Below are 17,953 nucleotides of genomic sequence, written 5' to 3'. Positions count from 1 at the left end.
CCCGAACGCAGAACTCGCCATCCCGGGCGGGCGACTCGCGGGCCGGCGTCAGCTCGCCGGCTGGACGTTCGGGATGCCGGTCTGCGGAGGGCCGGCGTGCTGCTCGGTGTACTCCGTGATCTCGGTGTCGCCGTTGCCGGTAACCAGCACCGGGCTGAGGTCCTCCGTGGCGTCGCCCTCGATGCGGACCACCTTCACACCGGCTAGGCCGGCGTGCGAGTCGGCCGAGTACCGGTACGGCACGAAGGCCGGACCACGCAGCTCGCCGCCGATCTCCTCGAGTGCCCGCACGATCCCCTCCCGCGTCGGCTCCGGGCCCGCCGCCTGCAACGCCTGCACGAAGGTGTACGCCTGCGACATGCCGTAGATCCGGTAGTTGGTCAGCTCGCCCCTGCCGCCGTGGGCGTCCCACACCTTCTGCCACAGCCTCGTCCACGAATTCTCCGGTGCGTCCACGCCCGGCAGGTACTCCGTGGTGATCGCGCCGTCCAGCATCGCCGCGTCGGTCACCTTGCCCTCGGAGAACCGGCTCAGCAGGGACCCGACCAGTGCCGGGTCGGAGCCGACGTTACTGTAGATCCACTGTGGACGGTAGTTGAGCCGCATCGCCGTCAGCTGGCTCAAGGCCGTGTAGGACGGCACGTTGAAGCCGATCACGACTTCGGCGCCGGCCGCCTGCAGCGCGGCGATCTGCGGCGCCACGTCGGTGTTGCCGGGCGCGTACCGCTCCGCCGCCACGATCTGGTCGCCGATGTAGGCCCGCGCGCCCTTCTCTCCGTCATCGCCGAAGTCGTCGTCCTGCAGGAACAGCCCCACCTTCGCGTCCGGCATGTGCTGCTTGACGTACTGGCCGATGATCTTGCCCTCGACCTCGTAGTCGGGCTGCCAGCCGAACGTCTGCGGGTTCTTCCCCGGCTGGTTCCACAGCAGGGAGCCGGACGACACGAACAGGTCCGGCACCCCTTCGCCGTTGAGGAAGTCGAGCACCGCGCTGTGGGTCGGGGTGCCGAGCCCGCCGACCATCGCGAAGATCTCGTCCTGCAGCACCAGCTCGTTCACGACCTGGCTCGTGTTGGTCGGGTTGTACGCGTCGTCGCGGTAGACGTAGTCGATCGTGCGCCCGTGCACGCCCCCATTGGCGTTGACGTAGTCGAAGTACGCCTTCGTCCCGGTGGGGATCTCGCTGTAGCCCGGCGCGGCGACGCCGGTCAGCGGGAAGTGCGCGCCGACCTTGACGCTCTCCGCGGTCACCCCCACGTCGGAGGCGCCACCGCCCTCACCGTCCTCCGGTCGTCCGCCCGCGCCGCACGACGAGATCAGCAGCGCCGCGATCGTCGCCAGGGCCCCGATCGCGAGACCGCGATGTCCCGGTCGCCTCATGTGCTTCCTCCTTGGTTGATTCCCCGACGCCAGAGCCGGCGGAGCAGTCCCATCACCCCGCCTGGAGCGAGCAGCATCACCACCACGAGCACCACGCCGTAGACCAACGGCGCGAGCTGCGCCGCCTGCACGCCGGTCAGGCCCGCACCGGTGCCCAGGTTCGTCACGGCCGGCGGCAGGAACACCAGCAGCGCACTGCCCAGCAACGCGCCCGTGAGGCTGCCGAGCCCGCCCACCACCACGGCGGTCAGCAGCGACAGCGAGAGCACGATCGTGAACCCGCTCGGCGCGGCGAGCCGCACCACCATCGCGAGCACCGAGCCCGCGAGACCCGCGCACGCGGCGCTCACCACGAACGCTAGGATCCTCAGCCCGCCGAGCCGCATGCCGGCGAGCTCGGCGGCCACCTCGTCGTCACGCACCGCCCGCCACACCCGCCCGTACCGGCCCGCCATCAGGTTCGCCAGCAGGAGCACCACCACGAGCAGCGTGATCCAGCCGACATACGCGAGGTACTTGGCGCCACCGAGCTCGCCCGCGGTGAGGAAGTAGTGCGCGTCGGCGAACCAGTCGGGCGGGCGCGGCGAGCGCACGCTCAGTCCCTGCTCACCACCGAGCAGGCCGTCGAAGTAGATCGCCAGGCCCGGCACTCCCACGGCGAGCGCGAGCGTCGCACCGGCGAGGTACGGCCCGTGCAGGCGGGCGGCCGCCGCGCCCACGACGACACCGGCCACCGCCGTCACCGCGGCCGCCGCGAGCATCGCGAGCGGGAACGGCACGGAGCCGCCCTCCAGCAGCAGGGCGGTGGTGTAGGCGCCGACGGCCATCAGCGCGCCGTGGCCGAGCGAGATCTGCCCGTTGAGTCCGGTGAGGACGGTCAGCCCGGCCGCCGCGATGGCGTAGTAGGACATCGTGGCGAACTGCGAGTTCCGGAACGGGCTCGTGGTCTCCAGCACGAGCACCACGACGACGAGCCCGGCCACCACGCCCAGCAGGTTGCGCAGCAGCAACGACCGGGGCACGAGACGACGCAGGACGGCACGCATCAGACCCTCCTCTCCGCGACACGGCTGAACAGCCCGCGCGGGCGTACCAGCAGCACCGCCACGAGGATGCCCAGCGCCGCGAGCGTCACCAGCTCGCTGCCGAGGTAACCGCTCACATAGGACAGTGCGAGCCCGGTGATCAGCCCGCCCGCCACGGCGCCCCCGGGGCTCTCCAGCCCGCCGAGCACGGCGGCGACGAAGCCGTACACGATCACCGCGTCCATGTACGCGGGATGCACCAGGTTGCCGCCCGCGATGAGCAGCCCGGCGAGCGAGCCGACGACGGCGGCGAACGCCCAGCCGAGCGTGAGCATCCGGCCGACGCGCACTCCGAGTAGCCGCGACACCTCCTGGCTGAACGCCGACGCGCGCATGCGCAGGCCGAGGTCGGTGAACCGGAACAGCGCGGTGAGCGCGAGCATCACCACCAGCACCGAGCCGATGACGAAGACGCTGAACGGCGTGAACGCGATCGTGAACTCCCCGACGGTGAACCCGCGCAGCCCGAACGGCGCGGGGAACGACTGGAACGTCGCGCCGAAGAGGATCGCCGCGAGCGCCTGGAACGCGACGAACAGGCCGAGCGTCACGATCACCGCGTTCAGCTCGGGACCGCCCTCCACGGGCCGCATCACGATCCGCTCCACGAGCGCGCCGAGCACCAGCCCGGCCACGAGCGCCGCGGCGAAGCCGACCCAGTAGGACTGCCCGCTCTCGATGAGGGTCAGCGCGAGGTAGGTGGTGAACATGGCCATCGCGCCCTGCGCGAAGTTGATGATCCTGGTCGCCCGCCAGATGAGCACGAGCGCCAGCGCGAAGGCCGCGTAGATGGCCCCCTGGCTGAGCCCGTTCAGCGTGATGTTGACGAACTGCTGCATGGTCTGCGTCGTCCTCCCTGCCAGACGGCTAGAACCCGAGGTAGGCGTGGCGGAGGTCGGCGTCGCCGGCGAGGGAGGCCGCGTCGGCCGCCGCCACGACGCGGCCGAGGTTGAGCACGAAGCCGGTGTCGGCGATGGACAGGGCGCTGCGCGCGTTCTGCTCGACCAGCAGCACCGTGATCCCCTCGCGGTCGACGAGATCACGGATGAGCGCGAAGAGCTGCGCCACGATCCGGGGCGCCAGACCGAGCGACGGCTCGTCCAGCAGCAGCACTTCGGGCGCGGACAGCAGCGCCCGGCCGATCACGAGCATCTGCCGCTCACCGCCGGAGAGCGAGTTGGCCTCCCTGCGCCGCCGCTGCGCCAGCGCGGGGAACATCTCGTACACCGTGTCGAGCCGGTGCTCCCTGCCGCCCTTCCCCCTTCGCGCGGTACCGAGCAGCTCGCCGAGTCGCAGGTTCTCCTCGACGGTGAGCTCGGTGATCACGCCGCGGCCCTCGGGCACGTGCGCGATCCCGGCGCGCGCGATGGTCTCCGCCGAGGCGCCGGTGAGGTCGCGCCCGCCGAGGAGCACGCTGCCGTCGGCGCCCTTGACGAGGCCGGAGATCGTGCGCAGCAACGTGGTCTTGCCCGCCCCGTTCGCGCCGAGCACCGCCGTGACCTGCCCCGGCGAGGCGGTGATGTCGACGGCGTCGAGCGCGGTCACCGGGCCGTAGCGGGCGGAGAGTCCCCTGATGTCCAGCGTGCCGCGGGGCTCAGCCATGCCGGGCCTCCTCGCCGAGGTAGGCGTCGATCACCGCGGGGTCGTCGCGCACCTGCGCGGGGCTGCCCTCGGCCACGACCCGGCCGAAGTCGAGCACGGTGATCCGGTCGCAGACGGACATGACGAGGTCCATGTGGTGGTCGACGAGGATCACCGTCATCCGCTAGGTCAGCGCGCGCACGAGCTCGCCGAGCTCGGCCATGTCGTCGGCGCCGAGCCCGCTCGCCGGCTCGTCGAGCAGCAGCAGCTCGGGATCGGCGGCCAGTGCCCGCGCGAGCGCGACACGCTTGCGCACGGGGTAGGGCAGGCTGCCCGGATGGCGGGCCGCGTAGTCCTCCACACCAACCTCGCGCATCGCGGCGGCCGCGCGCTCCCGCAGCCGCCGCTCATCGGCCCCCGCACGGGGCAGCGCGAACAGCGCCGAGGCGAAACCCGTGCGGCGGAAGCGATCCGCGCCCACCATCACGTTCTCCGCCACGGTGAGGCCCGCGAACAGCCCGAGCCCCTGCAGCGTGCGCGCGATGCCCATCCCGGCCAGCTGAGCCGGCCGCAGCGCGGGCACCGGTTCGCCCCGCCACCACAGGGTTCCGGTGTCGGGCCTGACGAACCCGCAGCAGACGTTGAAGAACGTGGTCTTGCCCGCGCCGTTCGGCCCGATCACGCCGTGCACCTCGTGCGGCTGCGCGGCGAGCGACACGTCGTCGAGCGCGACGAGCCCGCCGAACCGCACGGTGACGCCGTCGGCGGCGAACAGTGGTGCCGGGTCGGACCGGGCGCTGGGCAACCTCGTCTCGGATGTTTCCGGCAACGTCACGACTCGCGCCTCCCACCGTTGGGGTTTCGAGGGTCCTAAGGGTGATGCGCGGCGCCCAATCGCGGCCATAGGCGCCGCGCCCAAAGATGTGTCCGATTTATGGGCTGTCCGCCCGGAACGGCTGGACCTCGTGCCGCGGTCCGTGCCAAGGTCGGCGAATGAGATCGTCGGCCGAGGGCACCGGAGCGCTCGACTGCCCCGAACCCGCGAAGGACGCGCTGCACAAACTGAGCCGCGTGCTGCTCGACAACCTCGAGGCGCTCGCCGACCGGCTGACGATCATCGTGCTGCAACGCGAGCCTGCCTACGCGCAGCTCGGCATCGCGGCCCCCGACGAGCTGCGGGAGAACCTGCGCGGCAACATCGAACGTGGCCTGCAGTCGCTGGGCGGCAACGTGCCCACGGGCGAGGACCCGCAGGACACCTCCCGAGAGACCGGCCGCCTGCGCGCCCGGCAGAACGTGCCGCTGGAGGCGGTGCTGCGCGCCTACCGGCTCGGGGGCCGCGTCATCTGGGAGGGACTGCTGCAGACCTCCCGGGAACGGTTCACCGGGTACTACGACCACGCGCTGCTCGACGCGGCCGGGTACGTGTGGCGCGTGATCGACTCCAGCTCGTCGGCGCTCGTCGACGCCTACCGGCTCGAGGAGGCGCGGCTGCGCAGCCAGGAGCTGAGCAGGCGGCACGCGTTCCTCAACGCGCTGCTGGAGGGCCGCGGTGGCGACCCGGCGCTCGCCGAGGAGGCCGCGACCGCGCTGGGACTGCCCACGAGCGGGCCGATGCTGTGCGTCGTCGCCCCGGTGGACTCCCCGCGGGACGACCCGCTGCGCTCGCCCCGCGACGTGCTGGCGGCACACGGGATCGTCTCGTCGTGGCACGTGCGGCCCTCCGACATCGTGGGCCTGGTCGCGCTGGGCGACCGCTCCCCCGCCGCCGTGCTCGACGCGCTCGGCCCCGCGGTGGCGGGCCGGGCGGGCGCCTCGCCGGTGGTGCACCGGCTCGCCGACGTCGCCGACGCCTACACCCTCGCCCAGACCGCGGCGCGCACCCTGCGCGAGCCCGGCGTCGCGTTCCTCGACGACCGGCTTCCGGAGGCGCTGCTCGTCGGCAACCCGCACCTCACCCCCCGGCTGCAGCAGGTGGCCTTCGGCGGCCTGCTCGACCTGCCGGAGCCGGAGCGGGAAACGATGTTCAAGACACTGGAGGCGATGATCGACAGCGGCGGCTCTCCCACGCACGCCGCGCAGCGCCTGTACTGCCACCGCAACACGGTGATCTACCGGCTCCAGCGCATCGAGTCGGCCACCGGGCGCAAGGTCGCCGAGCCTCGCGACCGACTGCTGCTCGCGCTGGGGCTCATGGCGCGCAGGCAGCACTGAGTCCTCGGTCCGGCATCCCTCATCCTGCACACGGAATGAGCCGCACTCGTGTGCACTGTGTCCATGGAGCGTGGTGCCCGCCGCTCCGTAGCTTCGGTGACGACAGCAGACCTACGGCCAGAAGGTGATCACATGACCGAACTGCTATCGCACGCGGAGTTCCGGGCCGCACTCGAGGACGCCATCAAGGGCCGCGAGGCCAAGAACGCGTCGTTCAGCACGGCCTGGGCGGAGGGTAGGCTCGAACGGCACCACTTCGCGCGCTGGGCTGAGAACCACTACCACTACGTCGGACCGTTCGCCGACTACCTCGGCTACATCTACGGCAACACCCCGGACTCGTGCACGGGCGCGAAGGACTTCCTCCTGCAGAACATGTACGAGGAGGAGCTCGCCGACATCCGGCACACAGACCTGCTGATCCGGTTCGCCGAGTCGTGCGGCACCACGCGCGAGCGCATCGAGAACCCGGACAACATGAACGCGGTGACCCGTGGGCTGCAGGCCTGGTGCTACACCGTGTCCATGCGGGAGCACTTCGCCGTCGCCACGGCCGCGCTCGTGGTGGGGCTGGAATCGCAGGTGCCGAGCATCTACAAGAAGCAGATCGTCCCGCTGCGCGAGGTCTACGGCTTCACCGAGGACGAGATCGAGTTCTTCGACCTGCACATCACCTCCGACGAGGTGCACGGCGAGCGCGGGTTCCAGATCGTGCTCGACCACGCCGACACACCGCAGCTGCAACAGCGGTGCCTGCGGTTCGTGCGGTGGGGTGCGGAGATGCGGTTCGCGTACACGAAGTCGCTCTACGACACCTACGTCGCGCCCGACCTCGTCGCGGCCTGACCGATGGCCGCCGGTGAGCGGTGGGTGTATCTCACCGACCTGAGCGAACTGATGCGGCGCAAGAAGAAGCTCGTCGTCGCCGACGGCGAGAGCATCGCGCTGTTCCTTGTGGACGGTGAGGTCTACGCCCTGCACGACGTGTGCGTGCACAAGCAGCGCTCGCTGAGCAAGGGCACGGTGCTGCACGGCCGGGTGGTGTGCCCTGGGCACCAGTGGAAGTTCGACCCGGCGACGGGCAGGGCCGAGGACCAGGAGCTGTGCCAGCCCACGTACGACGTCCGCGTCACCGACGGCCGGGTGTACGTGAACCTGGTGCAGCGTCAGCGAATTCCCGTGGAATCGAGGTAGCAGTGCTGAGAACCGTCGTGGTGGCAGGCGCGGGCCAGGCCGCCGCGGTGGCCGCACGAACGCTGCGCAGGCGCGGCTTCGACGGCCGGATCGAGCTCGTCGGCGACGAGTTCGACCGGCCGTACCAGCGGCCCCCGCTGTCCAAGGAGTACCTGGAGAACACCGTCGAGGAAGGGCTGTGGCTGCTCACCGAGCAGTGGTGCGAGGAGCAGGACGTGCGGCTGCGGCTCGGCACGAGCGCGGTCGCCGTCGAGCCCGGGCTGGTGCGTCTCGCCGACGGAACCGGGCTGCCCGCCGACGCCGTGCTCATCGCCACCGGCGGCAGTCCGCGCACGCTGCCCGGTGTCGCGGGCGAGCACGTGCACACCCTGCGCACGCGGGCCGACGCCGACCGCCTGCGGGAACGGCTCCGGCCCGGTGCGAGGATCGTGATCGCCGGAGCCGGGTTCCTCGGCTCGGAGTTGGCGGCCACGGCGAGGGCGCGCGGCGCGGACGTCGTCGTGCTCGACCCGCTCGAGGCGCCGCTGCTGCGCGTGGTGGGCGCCGAGCTGGGAGGCGTGTGCGCCGAGCTGCACCGGGCGAACGGGGTGCGGCTGCGGCTGGGCGACCCCGTCGAGTCGGTCGCCGAGGGCCGCGACGGCATAGGCGTGCGGACCGCGAGCGGCGAGCGCCTCGAAGCCGACGCGCTGGTGGTCGCGGCCGGCATCGTGCCCGCCACGGAGATCGCCGAGCGGTCGGGAGTCGCCGTGGACAACGGCATCCTCGTCGACCCCTCCGGCCGCACGAGCCTGGCGAACGTCTACGCGGCGGGTGACGTCGCCAACCACGAGCACCCGCTCTTCGGCGAGCGCATCCGCGCCGAGCACGTCGAGTCGGCGAACAGGCTGGCGACCGTGGTGGCCGACACGATGCTGGGCAGGCAGGCCGTCTTCGCCGACCCGCACTGGTGCTGGTCGGACCAGTACGGCGTGAACCTGCAGTTCGCTGGGCACGCCGCGGGCTGCGACGAGATCGTCGTGCGCGGCACGCCCGCCGAGCTCGACTTCTGCGCGTTCTTCCTCCGCGCCGGGGTACCGAGGGCGGCCTTCGCCGCCGAGCGCGGCACCGACGTGATGGCAGCAAAGGAACTGATCGCACAGGCGGCCCCGGTCGACCCTGCCGTGCTGCGCGACGAGGACACCGACCTGTTCGACCTGGCGATGGAAGGGGTCTCGTGACCGCGAACCTGATCGGCGGCGAGTGGACCGGCGCGTCCGGTGGCCGGCTCGTCGAACGGCGCAACCCCGCGGACACCCGGCAGGTCGTGGCCTCCGCACCGGACTCCACGGCGGCCGACGTGCACGACGCCGTGACCGCCGTGGCGGAGGGCTATGACGAGTGGGCGCAGGCGGGCCCCGAGCGCAGGGCCGAGGTGCTGGCCGCCGCCGCGGCCGTGCTGGAGCGCGATCCCGAGAAGCTGGCGGCCGAGCTCGTGGCCGAGGAGGGCAAGACCCTCGCGGAGGCGCTCGGGGAAGTCCGCCGCACGCCGGCGAACCTGCGGTACTACGCGAGCGAGGCGGTGCGCATGACCGGCCGGACCTACCCGGCGGCGCGGGGCCTGGTCTACACCACCCGGCAGCCGGTCGGGGTCGTCGCGGCGATCACGCCGTGGAACTTCCCGCTCAACATCCCGTCTCGCAAGCTCGGTCCCGCACTCGCGGCGGGCAACGGCGTGGTGTTCAAGCCGAGCGAGGTGACGCCGTTGCTGGCGCGGCGGCTGGTGGAGGCGCTGCTGGAGGCGGGTCTGCCCCCGGGTGCGATCGCGCTCGTGCACGGCGGCGCCGAGGCCGGTGCGGCGCTCGTGGCCGACGACCGGGTGGCCGCGGTGACGTTCACCGGGTCCACCGCGGTCGGCGGGCGCATCCACGGCGCCGTGGGTCCGGCCAGGCGCTGTCAGCTCGAGATGGGCGGCAAGAACCCGGTGGTGGTGCTGGAGGACGCCGACCTCGACCGCGCGGCGGGCCTCGTGGTCGCCGGCGCGTTCGGGCTCTCGGGTCAGGCCTGCACCGGCACGAGCAGGGTGATCGCCCACGACGCCGTCCACGACGAGCTGCTTGCCCGGGTCGTGCGCCGCGCCGAGGCGCTGCGGGTCGGCGACGGCATGTCCGAGGGCGTCCACCTGGGGCCGCTCGCCACCCGCGAACAGCTCGCCACGGTCGCGGGGTACGTCGAGCTGGCCATGCGTGAGGGGGCGCGGCTGCACACCGGCGGCACGCCGCCCGGGGGTGACGCGGTCGCACACGGGCACTTCTTCCGCCCCACCGTGTTCTCGGCCGTGGAGCCGTCGTCGCGGCTGGCCCGGGAGGAGGTGTTCGGCCCGGTGCTGGCGTTCCTGCGCGCCGGCTCGTTCGACGAGGCCGTCCGGCTGGCCAACGACACCTGCTTCGGGCTGTCGGCCTCGGTCGTCACGCGTGATCTCGGCCGGGCGCTGGAGTTCGCCGAGCGTGTCGACAGTGGACTGGTGAAGGTCAACCAGCCCACCACCGGTATGGCCATGAACGCGCCGTTCGGCGGTGTCAAGGGCTCCAGTACGCAGACGTTCAAGGAACAGGCGGGCGAGACCATGTCGCACTTCTACACCGTCGACAAGACGGTCTACGTCGGCAACGGATGAGGGGAAGAGCCATGGAGTACGTCAGGGTCGCCCGTTCCGGCCAGGTGCCGGACGGCTACGTCCGCCGGTTCTTCGCCGGGGAGCTCGAGATCGCGGTGGCGCGCCTGCGCGGCAAGCCGTACGCGACGTCCAACTACTGCACGCACCTGGACTGCCTGCTCTCGTCGGGCAAGCTCGTCGACGAGGGCATCGGCTGCTCGTGCCACGGCAGCGTGTTCGATCTGGAGACGGGCGAGCCCGTCTGCCCGCCGGCCACCGAGCCGATCCGCACCTACCCGGTGCGGGAGGAGGACGGCGAGATCTTCGTGGGTGTGACCGAGCAGGACGTCGCAGAGGGCGGGCCGCGCAGGCGCAAGGCGGGCCGCTAGTGCCCGCGCGCAACGCGGTACTGGCCGCGAGCCGGATGGTCGTCGCCAGCCACCCCGCGGTCAGCGCGGTGGGCGACCGCGTGCTGGCGGACGGCGGCAACGCGGTGGACGCCACGCTCGCGATGGCGGCGCTGTGCTGGCTGACGTTGCCGGGCCAGTGCGGTGCCGGCGGTGACGCGTTCGCCGTCGTCCGCGAGCCCGACGGCACCGTGTGGACGGTCGGCGGCAGCGGTTTCGGCCCGGACGGAGGCGATCCCGCGTTCTACGCCGAGCACGGCCTCCCGTCCCGGGGTGCCCTTTCGGTCGCCGTTCCCGGCGCGCTCGGCGCGCTGACGGCACTGCACGAGCGCGGGGCGAGCCTGCCGCTGCGGCGGCTGTGGCTGCCCGCGATCACATTCGCCGAGCGCGGCACGCCGTGCTCGGCCAAGACCCGGCAGGACGTCCTGGAGCACGAAGCGCTCCTGCGCGCCGATCCTGGCCTCGCCGCGATGTTCCTACGGGGCGGCTCCGTGCCCGCGATCGGTACCCGGCTCACCTTCCCCGACCTGGCGGCGTCGCTGCGCGCACTGGCCGCGGATCCGGGCTCGTTCTACACCGGCGCGATCGCCGAACGGGCCGTGACGGCGCTGCGGCGAGCCGGGGCGCCGTTCTCCGGCGACGAGTGGACCGAGGGCGCCAGCCCGCTCACCGGCCCCGCGATCACCGGTGCCTACGGCGGGCTGACCGTCCACCAGACCCCGCTGCCGACTCCGGGCTGGATGATGCTGCAGCAGGCGGCGCTCTGCGACGGCGTGCTGGCATCGCTGCCGGCGTTGGGTGCCGAGGCCGTGCACCGGCTCGCGGCGGCGGCGCGGCGGGCCTTCCACGACCGGTTCACCCACTGCGGCGCTGACGACGCCTGGCGCGACCTGCTGGAGCCTGCGGCGGTGAAGGCGGCGCGGGCGGACCTCGCCGCCGGGGTGCTCGCCCCTCCGGCGGGCGCCCGGCCAGACGGCGACACCACCTCGACCGTGGCCGTGGACGCCGAGGGCAGGGCGGTGAGCTTCATCCACTCGCTCGCGTTCACGTTCGGAGCCGGGATCACCGTACCGGGCACCGGGATCGTGTTGAACAACCGGTTCGGCCGCGGCGCCTACCTGCTGCCTGGGCATCCGAACGAGGCCAGGCCACGGCGGCGGCCACTGCACACACTCAACGCGTGGCTCGCCACCGACACGTACGGCAGGCTGCGCTTCGTGGGCAACACGCCCGGCGGCGACGGCCAGGTGCAGTGGAACGTACAGGTGCTCTCCCACCTCGCCGACCACGGGCTCGACCCGCAGCAGGCGGTGTCGGCGCCGAGGTTCACGGTGTATCCCGGCAGCGACGCCGACGCCCTCGGTGCCGAGGCGGAACTGCGCTGCGAGGACCGGCTCGGTCCGGACGTGCTCGCCGGGCTCACCGAGCGAGGGCACCGGGTCCGCGCGCTCGGCCCGTGGGAAGCGGGCGGCTCCGCGCTCGTCGTGGGCCTCGACCACGACCGGGGCGTGCTCTCGGGCGGCGCGGACCCGCGCCAGGACGGGGTGGTGCTCGGTGAGTGAGCGGCTCGCGCGGACGATCGCGCAGGGCGACTACCGGCCCGCGATCGTCCACAACGGACTCGCCGTCAGCGCGGGCATGACACCGCGTGTCAACGGCAGGCTGCTGGTGCACGGGCTCGTCGGCCGGGATCTCGGAATACCGAGGGCGAGACAGGCGGCCGCGCTCGCGGCGGGCAACGCTCTGCTGGCCATCGCCGAGGCCGCGGGCGGGCTCGACCGGATCGACCGCTGCCTGCGCCTGACGGTCTACCTCGCGTGCACGCCGGAGTTCACCGAGCACACGGCCGTGGCCGACGGTGCCTCCGGCAGCCTGCGGGCGTGGCTCGGCGAGCGCGGCGCGGTGGTGCGCACCGCCGCCGGGGTCCGGTGCCTGCCCTCCGGCGCGCCGGTGGAGGTGGAGCTCACCGCGGCGGTGCGCTGACCGGTCACGCCACCGGCGTCGCGGCGACGTGCTCGGCGAACGCGCGCAGCGCCGCCGCGCCGACGGCCTTGTCCTGCTCGCCGTTGCCGCCGCTCACGCCGACGGCGCCGACGATCTGGCCCTCGTACTCGACGGGAAACCCGCCGACGAACGTCGCGAACTTCCCGGGCAGCATGTGGCTGATCCCGAACGCCTCGTTGCCGGGCAGCGCGGGCCCGTCCGGCGGCTCGTTGAACTTGTGCGTGGCCCGCTCGTGCCCGGCGGCGGTGAACGCCTTGGCGATCGCGATCTCCACGCCCGTCAGCCGCGCTCCCGGTAGCCGGTGCAGCGCGATGACGTTGCCGCCGTCGTCGCAGACGCAGATCGTCTGCCGGACGCCGATCTCCTCGGCCTTCGCTCGCGCCGCGGCGAGCATGGGCAACGCGTCGTCGAGCGTGATCCGGTTGACCGTGTGCACGTCGGGTCCTCCTCGGCTGTAGCGGTGTCGTGACCAATCTGCCGCTTGCGCTGACGGGGCGGCAATGGTCAAGCTGCCGTGACGACGCCGCGAAAACCTGTGCAACTTGTCCATGAGGGGGCAGCGTTGACGACCACCCCGAACCGCGAGAACACCGGCACCGCCACCGAGCTGACGCTGGCGAGACTCCTGCAGGAACGGGTGTTGCGCGAGGCGGGTGTCGCGGGTCCGACCGAGCGGGTCGTCACGTGGTGCCTGCCGTGGGAGCAGGCCGCCGCGGGCACGTCCTCGCTCGCCGGTGTCCTCGTCTTCGCCCACGAGGCGCAGCTCGATCCCGGCGAGCTCGCCCGGCTGTGCCGCCGCGAGCCCGCCGCCGTGCTGGTCTCGGGTACTCCGGACGCGGGGCGCTGGGCGGCGGTGACGGATCCGGTCCCGGTGGTCTCGGCAGGCGAGCACGTGAGCTTCCGGGAGGTGGGCAGGCTGGTGGCCGAGCTGGCGCTGGCGCACGAGGCCCACGTGCTGCGCTACGGCGTTACCGTCCACCGCGCGCTGGCCGAGCTGCTCTACCGCGGCGCCGGGATCTCCGCGCTGTGCCACCAGCTGTCCCGGCTCTCGCACTGCGCGGTCGCCGTACTCGACGACCGGCGCCGGGTGCTCGCCTTCGTCCAGCCCGCCACCGGCACCCTCGACGCGGACGAGCTGGGGCGCGTGCTGGCCGACGAGCCGCCGGAGCTGATCGGCGCCTCTCTCGGCGGGCACGGGCCGGCGGTCGGCGAGGCCGAGATCGGCGGCGCCACCGTCACGTGCGTCGTGGGCCCGATCGTGCTCGGCGGGCGACACGACGGCTGGGTCGTGCTGATCGAGCCGGCGAGCCCACCGCACCCGCACGACCTCGCTCAGCACCGCGTGGTGGTGGAGCAGGCCGTGACGATCGTCGGCACCGAGATGCTGCGGGTGCGCAGCATCTCCGAGGCCGAGGAGCGCGCCAGGGGCGACTTCGTGCACGCCCTGCTGCACGGGCGGTTCGGCAACGCCTCCGACCTCGAGGCCCGCGCCGCGCACTACCGGTTCCCCACGTCGGCGACCTACGGGGTGCTCGTGGCCGAGGGCGACGCGCTCACGACCGCGTCCGCGCTCGCGCGGGAGGCGAGCAGGCTGACCCCGCCCCAGGGCACCCATACCCTCGCGGCGGCGATCGGGGACGTGCTCGCCGTCGTCTACCAGTTCGATCTGCCCCGACGGGCCGCCCCCGACGCCGCCGGCCGGATGGTCGCCGAGTTCGCGACGGCGCTGGAGCGCGACCTGTCGCAGCGTGCGGGCGCGCCGGTGCGGCTGGCCTACGGGCGGCCGGTCAGCGGCGCCGTGCGGATCACCGGCAGCTACCGGGAGGCCCGGATCGCCCTGCGCCTGCGCACCCAGCTGGGTATCGAGACCGCGTGCGGCTTCCACGAACTGCGGGTCTTCGCCGCACTCGCCGACCTCGCGGGCAGCGAGCAGGGGCGCACCTTCGCCGAGGACCTGCTGGCGCCGCTGCGCTCGGCGGGCGCGAGCGGTGCCGAGCTGAACCGCGCGGTGCTCGCCTATCTCGAGTGCGGCGGCAACGTCAACGCCGCCGCCCGCAGGCTGCACGTCCACCGCAACACGATGCTGTACAAACTCGACCGCGCGTCCCGGATGCTGCACTTCGACCTGCGGGAGGCCGAGCACCAGTTCGCGCTGTGGCTGGCGTACAAGCTCGACCTGCTGGCCAGGACCACTGCGGAGGTCGACCGGGAACTGCGCCCGGAGTGAGGCCTCAGCCCGGCGCGGGGTTCCGGCCCGCGAAACTCACGGCGAGGCCGGCGAGCGCGAACACGGCACACCCGCCGAAGAGCACCGGCGGCGAGACCACGGGGTACATCAGGCCGACCCACGCCACGCCGAGGGCCGCCCCGCCGAAGCGCAACGTGTTGAACAGGCCGAGTGCGGCACCCGCGCTTCCCGCTGCCGAGCGGGTGGCTCCGGCGGCCGCCGGGGTCTGCACCAGCGCGACCCCGCAGCCGATCGCGGCCAGCAACGCCGCCACCGCCGCGAGGCTCTGGCCGCGGGCGCCGACGTAGCAGCCGATCGCCATCTCCGCGACCACCAGCAGCGCCAGCCCGGCGCGGAGCACCCAGCGGGGCCGGGTGCGCTCGCTGAGCACGCCGACCACGCCGGCCACGCCGGCCAGCACCGCCATGGTAAGCGGCAGCGCGAACACCAGCAGGCCCGCCATCGCCGTGCGCAGTCCGAGCGAACCCGTGGCGTACAACGGCATCGCGACCAGCGTCGCGCCGAGGCAGAACATCTGTGCGCATGCGGCGAACCCGCTGCGCAGGAATCGGGTCTCCGTGATCAGCCGGGGCGGGATGAACGGGTCCGCGACGTTGCGGGACAGCAGGGCGTACGCCGTCAGCAAGCCGGCGCCCGCGGCGGCGAGCCCGGCCAGCACCGGCAACGGGATCGTCGCGCCCGGTGCGAGGGCGGCCGCCGCCATGAGCAGGGCGGTTCCCAGCGTGAACGTGATCGTGCCCGGCCAGTGCAGGCGCGCGGGCCTGGCCGGCTCTGCGGGCACCAGCCACGCGAGCGCGGCCACCAGCAACACGCTCACCGGCGTGAGTACCCAGAAGATCTCCCGCCAGCCGAGTGATTCGGCCACGAGCCCGCCGAGCGGCGGGCCGAGTGCCTGGCCCACGCCGTTGGCCGCCGCCCACGCGCCCATCACGCGGTTACGCCGCTGGAGGCCGTAGAGGCTCGCCAGGAGCCCCATCACGCACGGCGGAGCCGCCGCGCACGCGAGTCCCTGGAGTCCCCGGCACACCGCGAGCACCGGCAGCGACGGCGCGAGCGCGGCACCCGCCATCGAGCAGGCCATCAGCACCTGCGCGACGAGCAGCGTGCGCGTGCGGCCGACACGGTCACCAACCCAGCCCACCAGCGGCATCGTCACGGCGAGCACCAGCGCGAAGGAGCTCACCGCAAGCACACCCGCGGGCAGCGGCACGCCGAGGTCGAGCGAGATCTCGCGCAACGGCACGTTGAGCACGTTGTTGCAGACGGTGCCGAGCAGCGTCACCGCCAGCAGTGTGCACAACACCCGGGCACCGGGCGCGCGGACTTCCCCCACCGGAACGGACCTCCAGGACTCGCGGGCGAGCACGCACCGGGCCAGTCCATGTCGCGCGGCGGTTACGGTGCGGTTGCGCCGAGATCCATTTCAGACTGCCCCGGTTACAACCGGTGGCACCAGGGCAACGTGCACAAACTTGGCCCCGCGCGGTGTGCACATGACTGGTAGACGGGACACCGCCCGCACGCGGAACCTCTTCCGTTAACGCCATGACTTCCAGCCGAAGGGAAGCCCATGCCACTCACAGCCGCCCACTGGATATACCTGGCCGGTGTCATCGTCATTCTCGGCACGATGATGGCCAGGAAGAACATCGTCGTCCCCGCCGTGGCGGCGACGTTCCTGACCGCGCTGGTGTTCTCCGGCAGCCTGATCACCGGCATCACCGCGGTGTTCGACGCGAGCCTGGTCGCCGCGACGAACCTGTTCAACATCTTCCTGATCATCGCGCTCGTGACCGCGATGCTCCATTCGCTGCAGGTTCTGGGCGCCGACCGGAAGATGGTGGCGCCCTTCCGCCGGGTGATGCGCAACGGGCATCTGGCGTTCTGGGCACTCCTGGTGGTCACCTACTTCATCTCGCTGTTCTTCTGGCCAACGCCCGCGGTGCCACTGATCGGCGCGGTCCTCGTGCCCGTCGCGATCCGCGCGGGCCTGCGGCCGATGGCGGTGGGCATGGTGATGGCGTGCGCGGGACAGGGCATGGCACTGTCGTCGGACTACGTCATCCGCGTCGCACCCGGGCTCTCCGCGCAGGCGGGTGGCATGGACCCGAACGCGGTGGCCGACAAGGCGATGGTGCTCTCGCTGGTGGTCGGCGGCGTGGCGCTGCTCGTGGGTTACGCGCTCGAGTTCCGCAAGATGCGCAAGCCCTCGGCGCGGCTGCTCACCGAATGGGAGGCGAGCGGCCGGCAGTTCGCCACGCCGGAACCGCGCCAGGCCGCCGAAACCGCCGAGGCAGCGCCGAGGCAGCGCGAGCTGGTGCCCACCGGAGCCGGGGCGCGTGTGGCCTCTGACGGCGACGGCACGGAACCTCCGCCGGCCGCACCGCTCCTTGGCGGCTCACCGGACACTGTGGACGGTGGTGACCCGGCTTCCGCCGATCCGGCACGGGAGTACCCGAGGGCATCGACGTTCTTCGCCGTCTTCGTGCCCCTCGCCTACCTGTCCCTGATCGGCTACATGATCGTCGCCAAGATCTCACCGAGCGTGCCCGACCTGGAGTCCGGCCAGGCCGCCGGGCTCGTCGGCGGCGTCGCGGCGCTCATCGTCTTCATGGCGGCCCTCGTCGGCGACGGCCGCGGCTTCCTGGAAACGTCGGCAACCCACGTGGTGAACGGGCTGGTCTTCGCATTCAAGGCGATGGGGATCGTGCTGCCCATCGCCGGCTTCTTCTTCATCGGCAACGCCGAGTTCGCCTCCCAGATCCTCGGCACCGAGATCCGGGGCCAGGGAATCCTGTTCGACCTCGTGGCCGCGGTGCAGGACCACATTCCGGAGAACGGGTTCATCGCGGCTTTCGCGATCCTGCTCGTCGGCGTGGTCGCCGGTCTCGACGGCTCCGGTTTCTCCGGTCTGCCGCTCACGGGCGCGCTCGCGGGCAGCCTCGGCGCCGGCGCGGGCATCGACGACACGACCCTCGCCGCGCTCGGCCAGATGGGCAACATCTGGTCCGGTGGCGGGACGCTCGTCGCGTGGTCGTCGCTCATCGCGGTGGCCGGGTTCGCCAGGGTGCCCGTGCTCGACCTCGCCCGCCGCTGCTTCCTCCCCGTCATGGCGGGGCTCCTGGCCGCCACCGTGTTCTCCGTGGTGTTTCTCGGCTGACACGCGCTACAGCCGTCCACTCCAGAGGGTCACGCTCGCCCGGGAATC

16 protein-coding genes and 1 pseudogene are annotated in these 17,953 nt (G+C 72.5%); 10 read left to right on the top strand and 7 right to left on the bottom strand.

Annotated features, from left to right (window positions below; all coding sequences use genetic code 11):
• Positions 1-48 precede the first annotated feature (48 nt).
• The 5 genes and pseudogenes from DI005_RS32940 to DI005_RS32920 all read right to left on the bottom strand — a co-directional run bounded on the left by DI005_RS32940 (position 49) and on the right by DI005_RS32920 (position 4,851).
• On the bottom strand, positions 49-1,380 hold the full coding sequence (locus DI005_RS32940) for an ABC transporter substrate-binding protein (protein ID WP_113644686.1): 1,332 nt from the start codon (positions 1,378-1,380) through the stop codon (positions 49-51).
• Entirely contained in the window at positions 1,377-2,426 is a 1,050-nt protein-coding gene (locus DI005_RS32935) for a branched-chain amino acid ABC transporter permease (RefSeq protein ID WP_112268861.1), read from the bottom strand. Before DI005_RS32935 ends, DI005_RS32940 begins: the two co-directional genes overlap by 4 nt.
• The gene (locus DI005_RS32930) at positions 2,426-3,304 is read right to left on the bottom strand and encodes a branched-chain amino acid ABC transporter permease (protein ID WP_112268859.1); all 879 of its coding nucleotides are present in this window, start codon (positions 3,302-3,304) and stop codon (positions 2,426-2,428) included. The genes DI005_RS32935 and DI005_RS32930 overlap by 1 nt, the downstream gene beginning before the upstream one ends.
• A 28-nt stretch (positions 3,305-3,332) precedes the next feature.
• The gene (locus DI005_RS32925; protein ID WP_113644685.1) at positions 3,333-4,067 is read right to left on the bottom strand and encodes an ABC transporter ATP-binding protein; all 735 of its coding nucleotides are present in this window, start codon (positions 4,065-4,067) and stop codon (positions 3,333-3,335) included.
• Positions 4,060-4,851 (bottom strand): annotated as a pseudogene (locus tag DI005_RS32920) (ABC transporter ATP-binding protein). The gene DI005_RS32925 and the pseudogene DI005_RS32920 overlap by 8 nt, the downstream one beginning before the upstream one ends.
• Before the next feature lie 188 nt (positions 4,852-5,039).
• Here DI005_RS32920 and DI005_RS32915 point away from each other — a divergent pair.
• From DI005_RS32915 to DI005_RS32880, 8 genes are all read left to right on the top strand, one after another.
• Positions 5,040-6,260 carry a CdaR family transcriptional regulator gene (locus tag DI005_RS32915; RefSeq protein WP_113644684.1) on the top strand — a complete coding sequence of 407 codons (1,221 nt, stop codon included), beginning with the start codon at positions 5,040-5,042 and terminating at the stop codon, positions 6,258-6,260.
• A gap of 132 nt (positions 6,261-6,392) precedes the next feature.
• Entirely contained in the window at positions 6,393-7,106 is a 714-nt protein-coding gene (locus DI005_RS32910) for a TenA family transcriptional regulator (protein ID WP_112268851.1), read from the top strand.
• Between the two features lie 24 nt (positions 7,107-7,130).
• Positions 7,131-7,454, top strand: coding sequence for a Rieske 2Fe-2S domain-containing protein (locus DI005_RS32905; RefSeq protein WP_233520402.1), 324 nt, complete (start codon positions 7,131-7,133; stop codon positions 7,452-7,454).
• 2 nt (positions 7,455-7,456) lie between these two features.
• Positions 7,457-8,671, top strand: coding sequence for an NAD(P)/FAD-dependent oxidoreductase (locus DI005_RS32900; protein WP_112268847.1), 1,215 nt, complete (start codon positions 7,457-7,459; stop codon positions 8,669-8,671).
• Complete coding sequence (locus tag DI005_RS32895) at positions 8,668-10,107, top strand: aldehyde dehydrogenase family protein (protein WP_113644683.1); 1,440 nt, start codon at positions 8,668-8,670, stop codon at positions 10,105-10,107. The genes DI005_RS32900 and DI005_RS32895 overlap by 4 nt, the downstream gene beginning before the upstream one ends.
• 11 nt (positions 10,108-10,118) lie before the next feature.
• On the top strand, positions 10,119-10,475 hold the full coding sequence (locus DI005_RS32890) for a non-heme iron oxygenase ferredoxin subunit (RefSeq protein ID WP_113644682.1): 357 nt from the start codon (positions 10,119-10,121) through the stop codon (positions 10,473-10,475).
• Positions 10,475-12,055: a gamma-glutamyltransferase family protein gene (locus DI005_RS32885; RefSeq protein ID WP_233520401.1), complete on the top strand. Its 1,581-nt coding sequence runs from the start codon at positions 10,475-10,477 to the stop codon at positions 12,053-12,055. The genes DI005_RS32890 and DI005_RS32885 overlap by 1 nt, the downstream gene beginning before the upstream one ends.
• On the top strand, positions 12,048-12,476 hold the full coding sequence (locus DI005_RS32880) for a RidA family protein (protein WP_112268841.1): 429 nt from the start codon (positions 12,048-12,050) through the stop codon (positions 12,474-12,476). Before DI005_RS32885 ends, DI005_RS32880 begins: the two co-directional genes overlap by 8 nt.
• A 4-nt stretch (positions 12,477-12,480) precedes the next feature.
• On the opposite strand, the gene DI005_RS32875 is transcribed toward DI005_RS32880, so the two are convergent.
• Positions 12,481-12,933, bottom strand: a complete 453-nt coding sequence (locus tag DI005_RS32875) for a heme-binding protein (RefSeq protein WP_112268839.1) — start codon at positions 12,931-12,933, stop codon at positions 12,481-12,483.
• A 126-nt stretch (positions 12,934-13,059) separates the two neighbouring features.
• On the opposite strand from DI005_RS32875, the gene DI005_RS32870 reads away from it, so the two are divergent.
• Positions 13,060-14,724, top strand: a complete 1,665-nt coding sequence (locus DI005_RS32870) for a CdaR family transcriptional regulator (RefSeq protein WP_113644680.1) — start codon at positions 13,060-13,062, stop codon at positions 14,722-14,724.
• Positions 14,725-14,728: 4 nt separating this feature from the next.
• Here the strand turns inward: DI005_RS32870 and DI005_RS32865 are convergent, their stop codons facing one another.
• Positions 14,729-16,078, bottom strand: coding sequence for an MFS transporter (locus DI005_RS32865; protein ID WP_158559933.1), 1,350 nt, complete (start codon positions 16,076-16,078; stop codon positions 14,729-14,731).
• A 237-nt stretch (positions 16,079-16,315) separates the two neighbouring features.
• Between DI005_RS32865 and DI005_RS32860 the strand changes: the two genes are divergently transcribed.
• Positions 16,316-17,905: a hypothetical protein gene (locus DI005_RS32860; protein WP_113644678.1), complete on the top strand. Its 1,590-nt coding sequence runs from the start codon at positions 16,316-16,318 to the stop codon at positions 17,903-17,905.
• Positions 17,906-17,953: the final 48 nt, after the last annotated feature.

Source organism: Prauserella sp. PE36 (assembly GCF_003311655.1).
Classification (GTDB): domain Bacteria; phylum Actinomycetota; class Actinomycetes; order Mycobacteriales; family Pseudonocardiaceae; genus Prauserella_A; species Prauserella_A endophytica.
This window is presented reverse-complemented; position numbering and strand designations above follow the sequence as displayed.

Excerpts from the sequence above, each read along its gene's own strand:
- DI005_RS32910 (WP_112268851.1), top strand. The coding sequence starts at position 6,393 with ATGACCGAACTGCTATCGCACGCGGAGTTCCGGGCCGCACTCGAGGAC.
- DI005_RS32935 (WP_112268861.1), bottom strand. The coding sequence starts at position 2,426 with ATGCGTGCCGTCCTGCGTCGTCTCGTGCCCCGGTCGTTGCTGCTGCGC.
- DI005_RS32940 (WP_113644686.1), bottom strand. The coding sequence starts at position 1,380 with ATGAGGCGACCGGGACATCGCGGTCTCGCGATCGGGGCCCTGGCGACG.
- DI005_RS32860 (WP_113644678.1), top strand. The coding sequence starts at position 16,316 with ATGCCACTCACAGCCGCCCACTGGATATACCTGGCCGGTGTCATCGTC.
- DI005_RS32930 (WP_112268859.1), bottom strand. The coding sequence starts at position 3,304 with ATGCAGCAGTTCGTCAACATCACGCTGAACGGGCTCAGCCAGGGGGCC.
- DI005_RS32915 (WP_113644684.1), top strand. The coding sequence starts at position 5,040 with ATGAGATCGTCGGCCGAGGGCACCGGAGCGCTCGACTGCCCCGAACCC.
- DI005_RS32925 (WP_113644685.1), bottom strand. The coding sequence starts at position 4,067 with ATGGCTGAGCCCCGCGGCACGCTGGACATCAGGGGACTCTCCGCCCGC.
- DI005_RS32890 (WP_113644682.1), top strand. The coding sequence starts at position 10,119 with ATGGAGTACGTCAGGGTCGCCCGTTCCGGCCAGGTGCCGGACGGCTAC.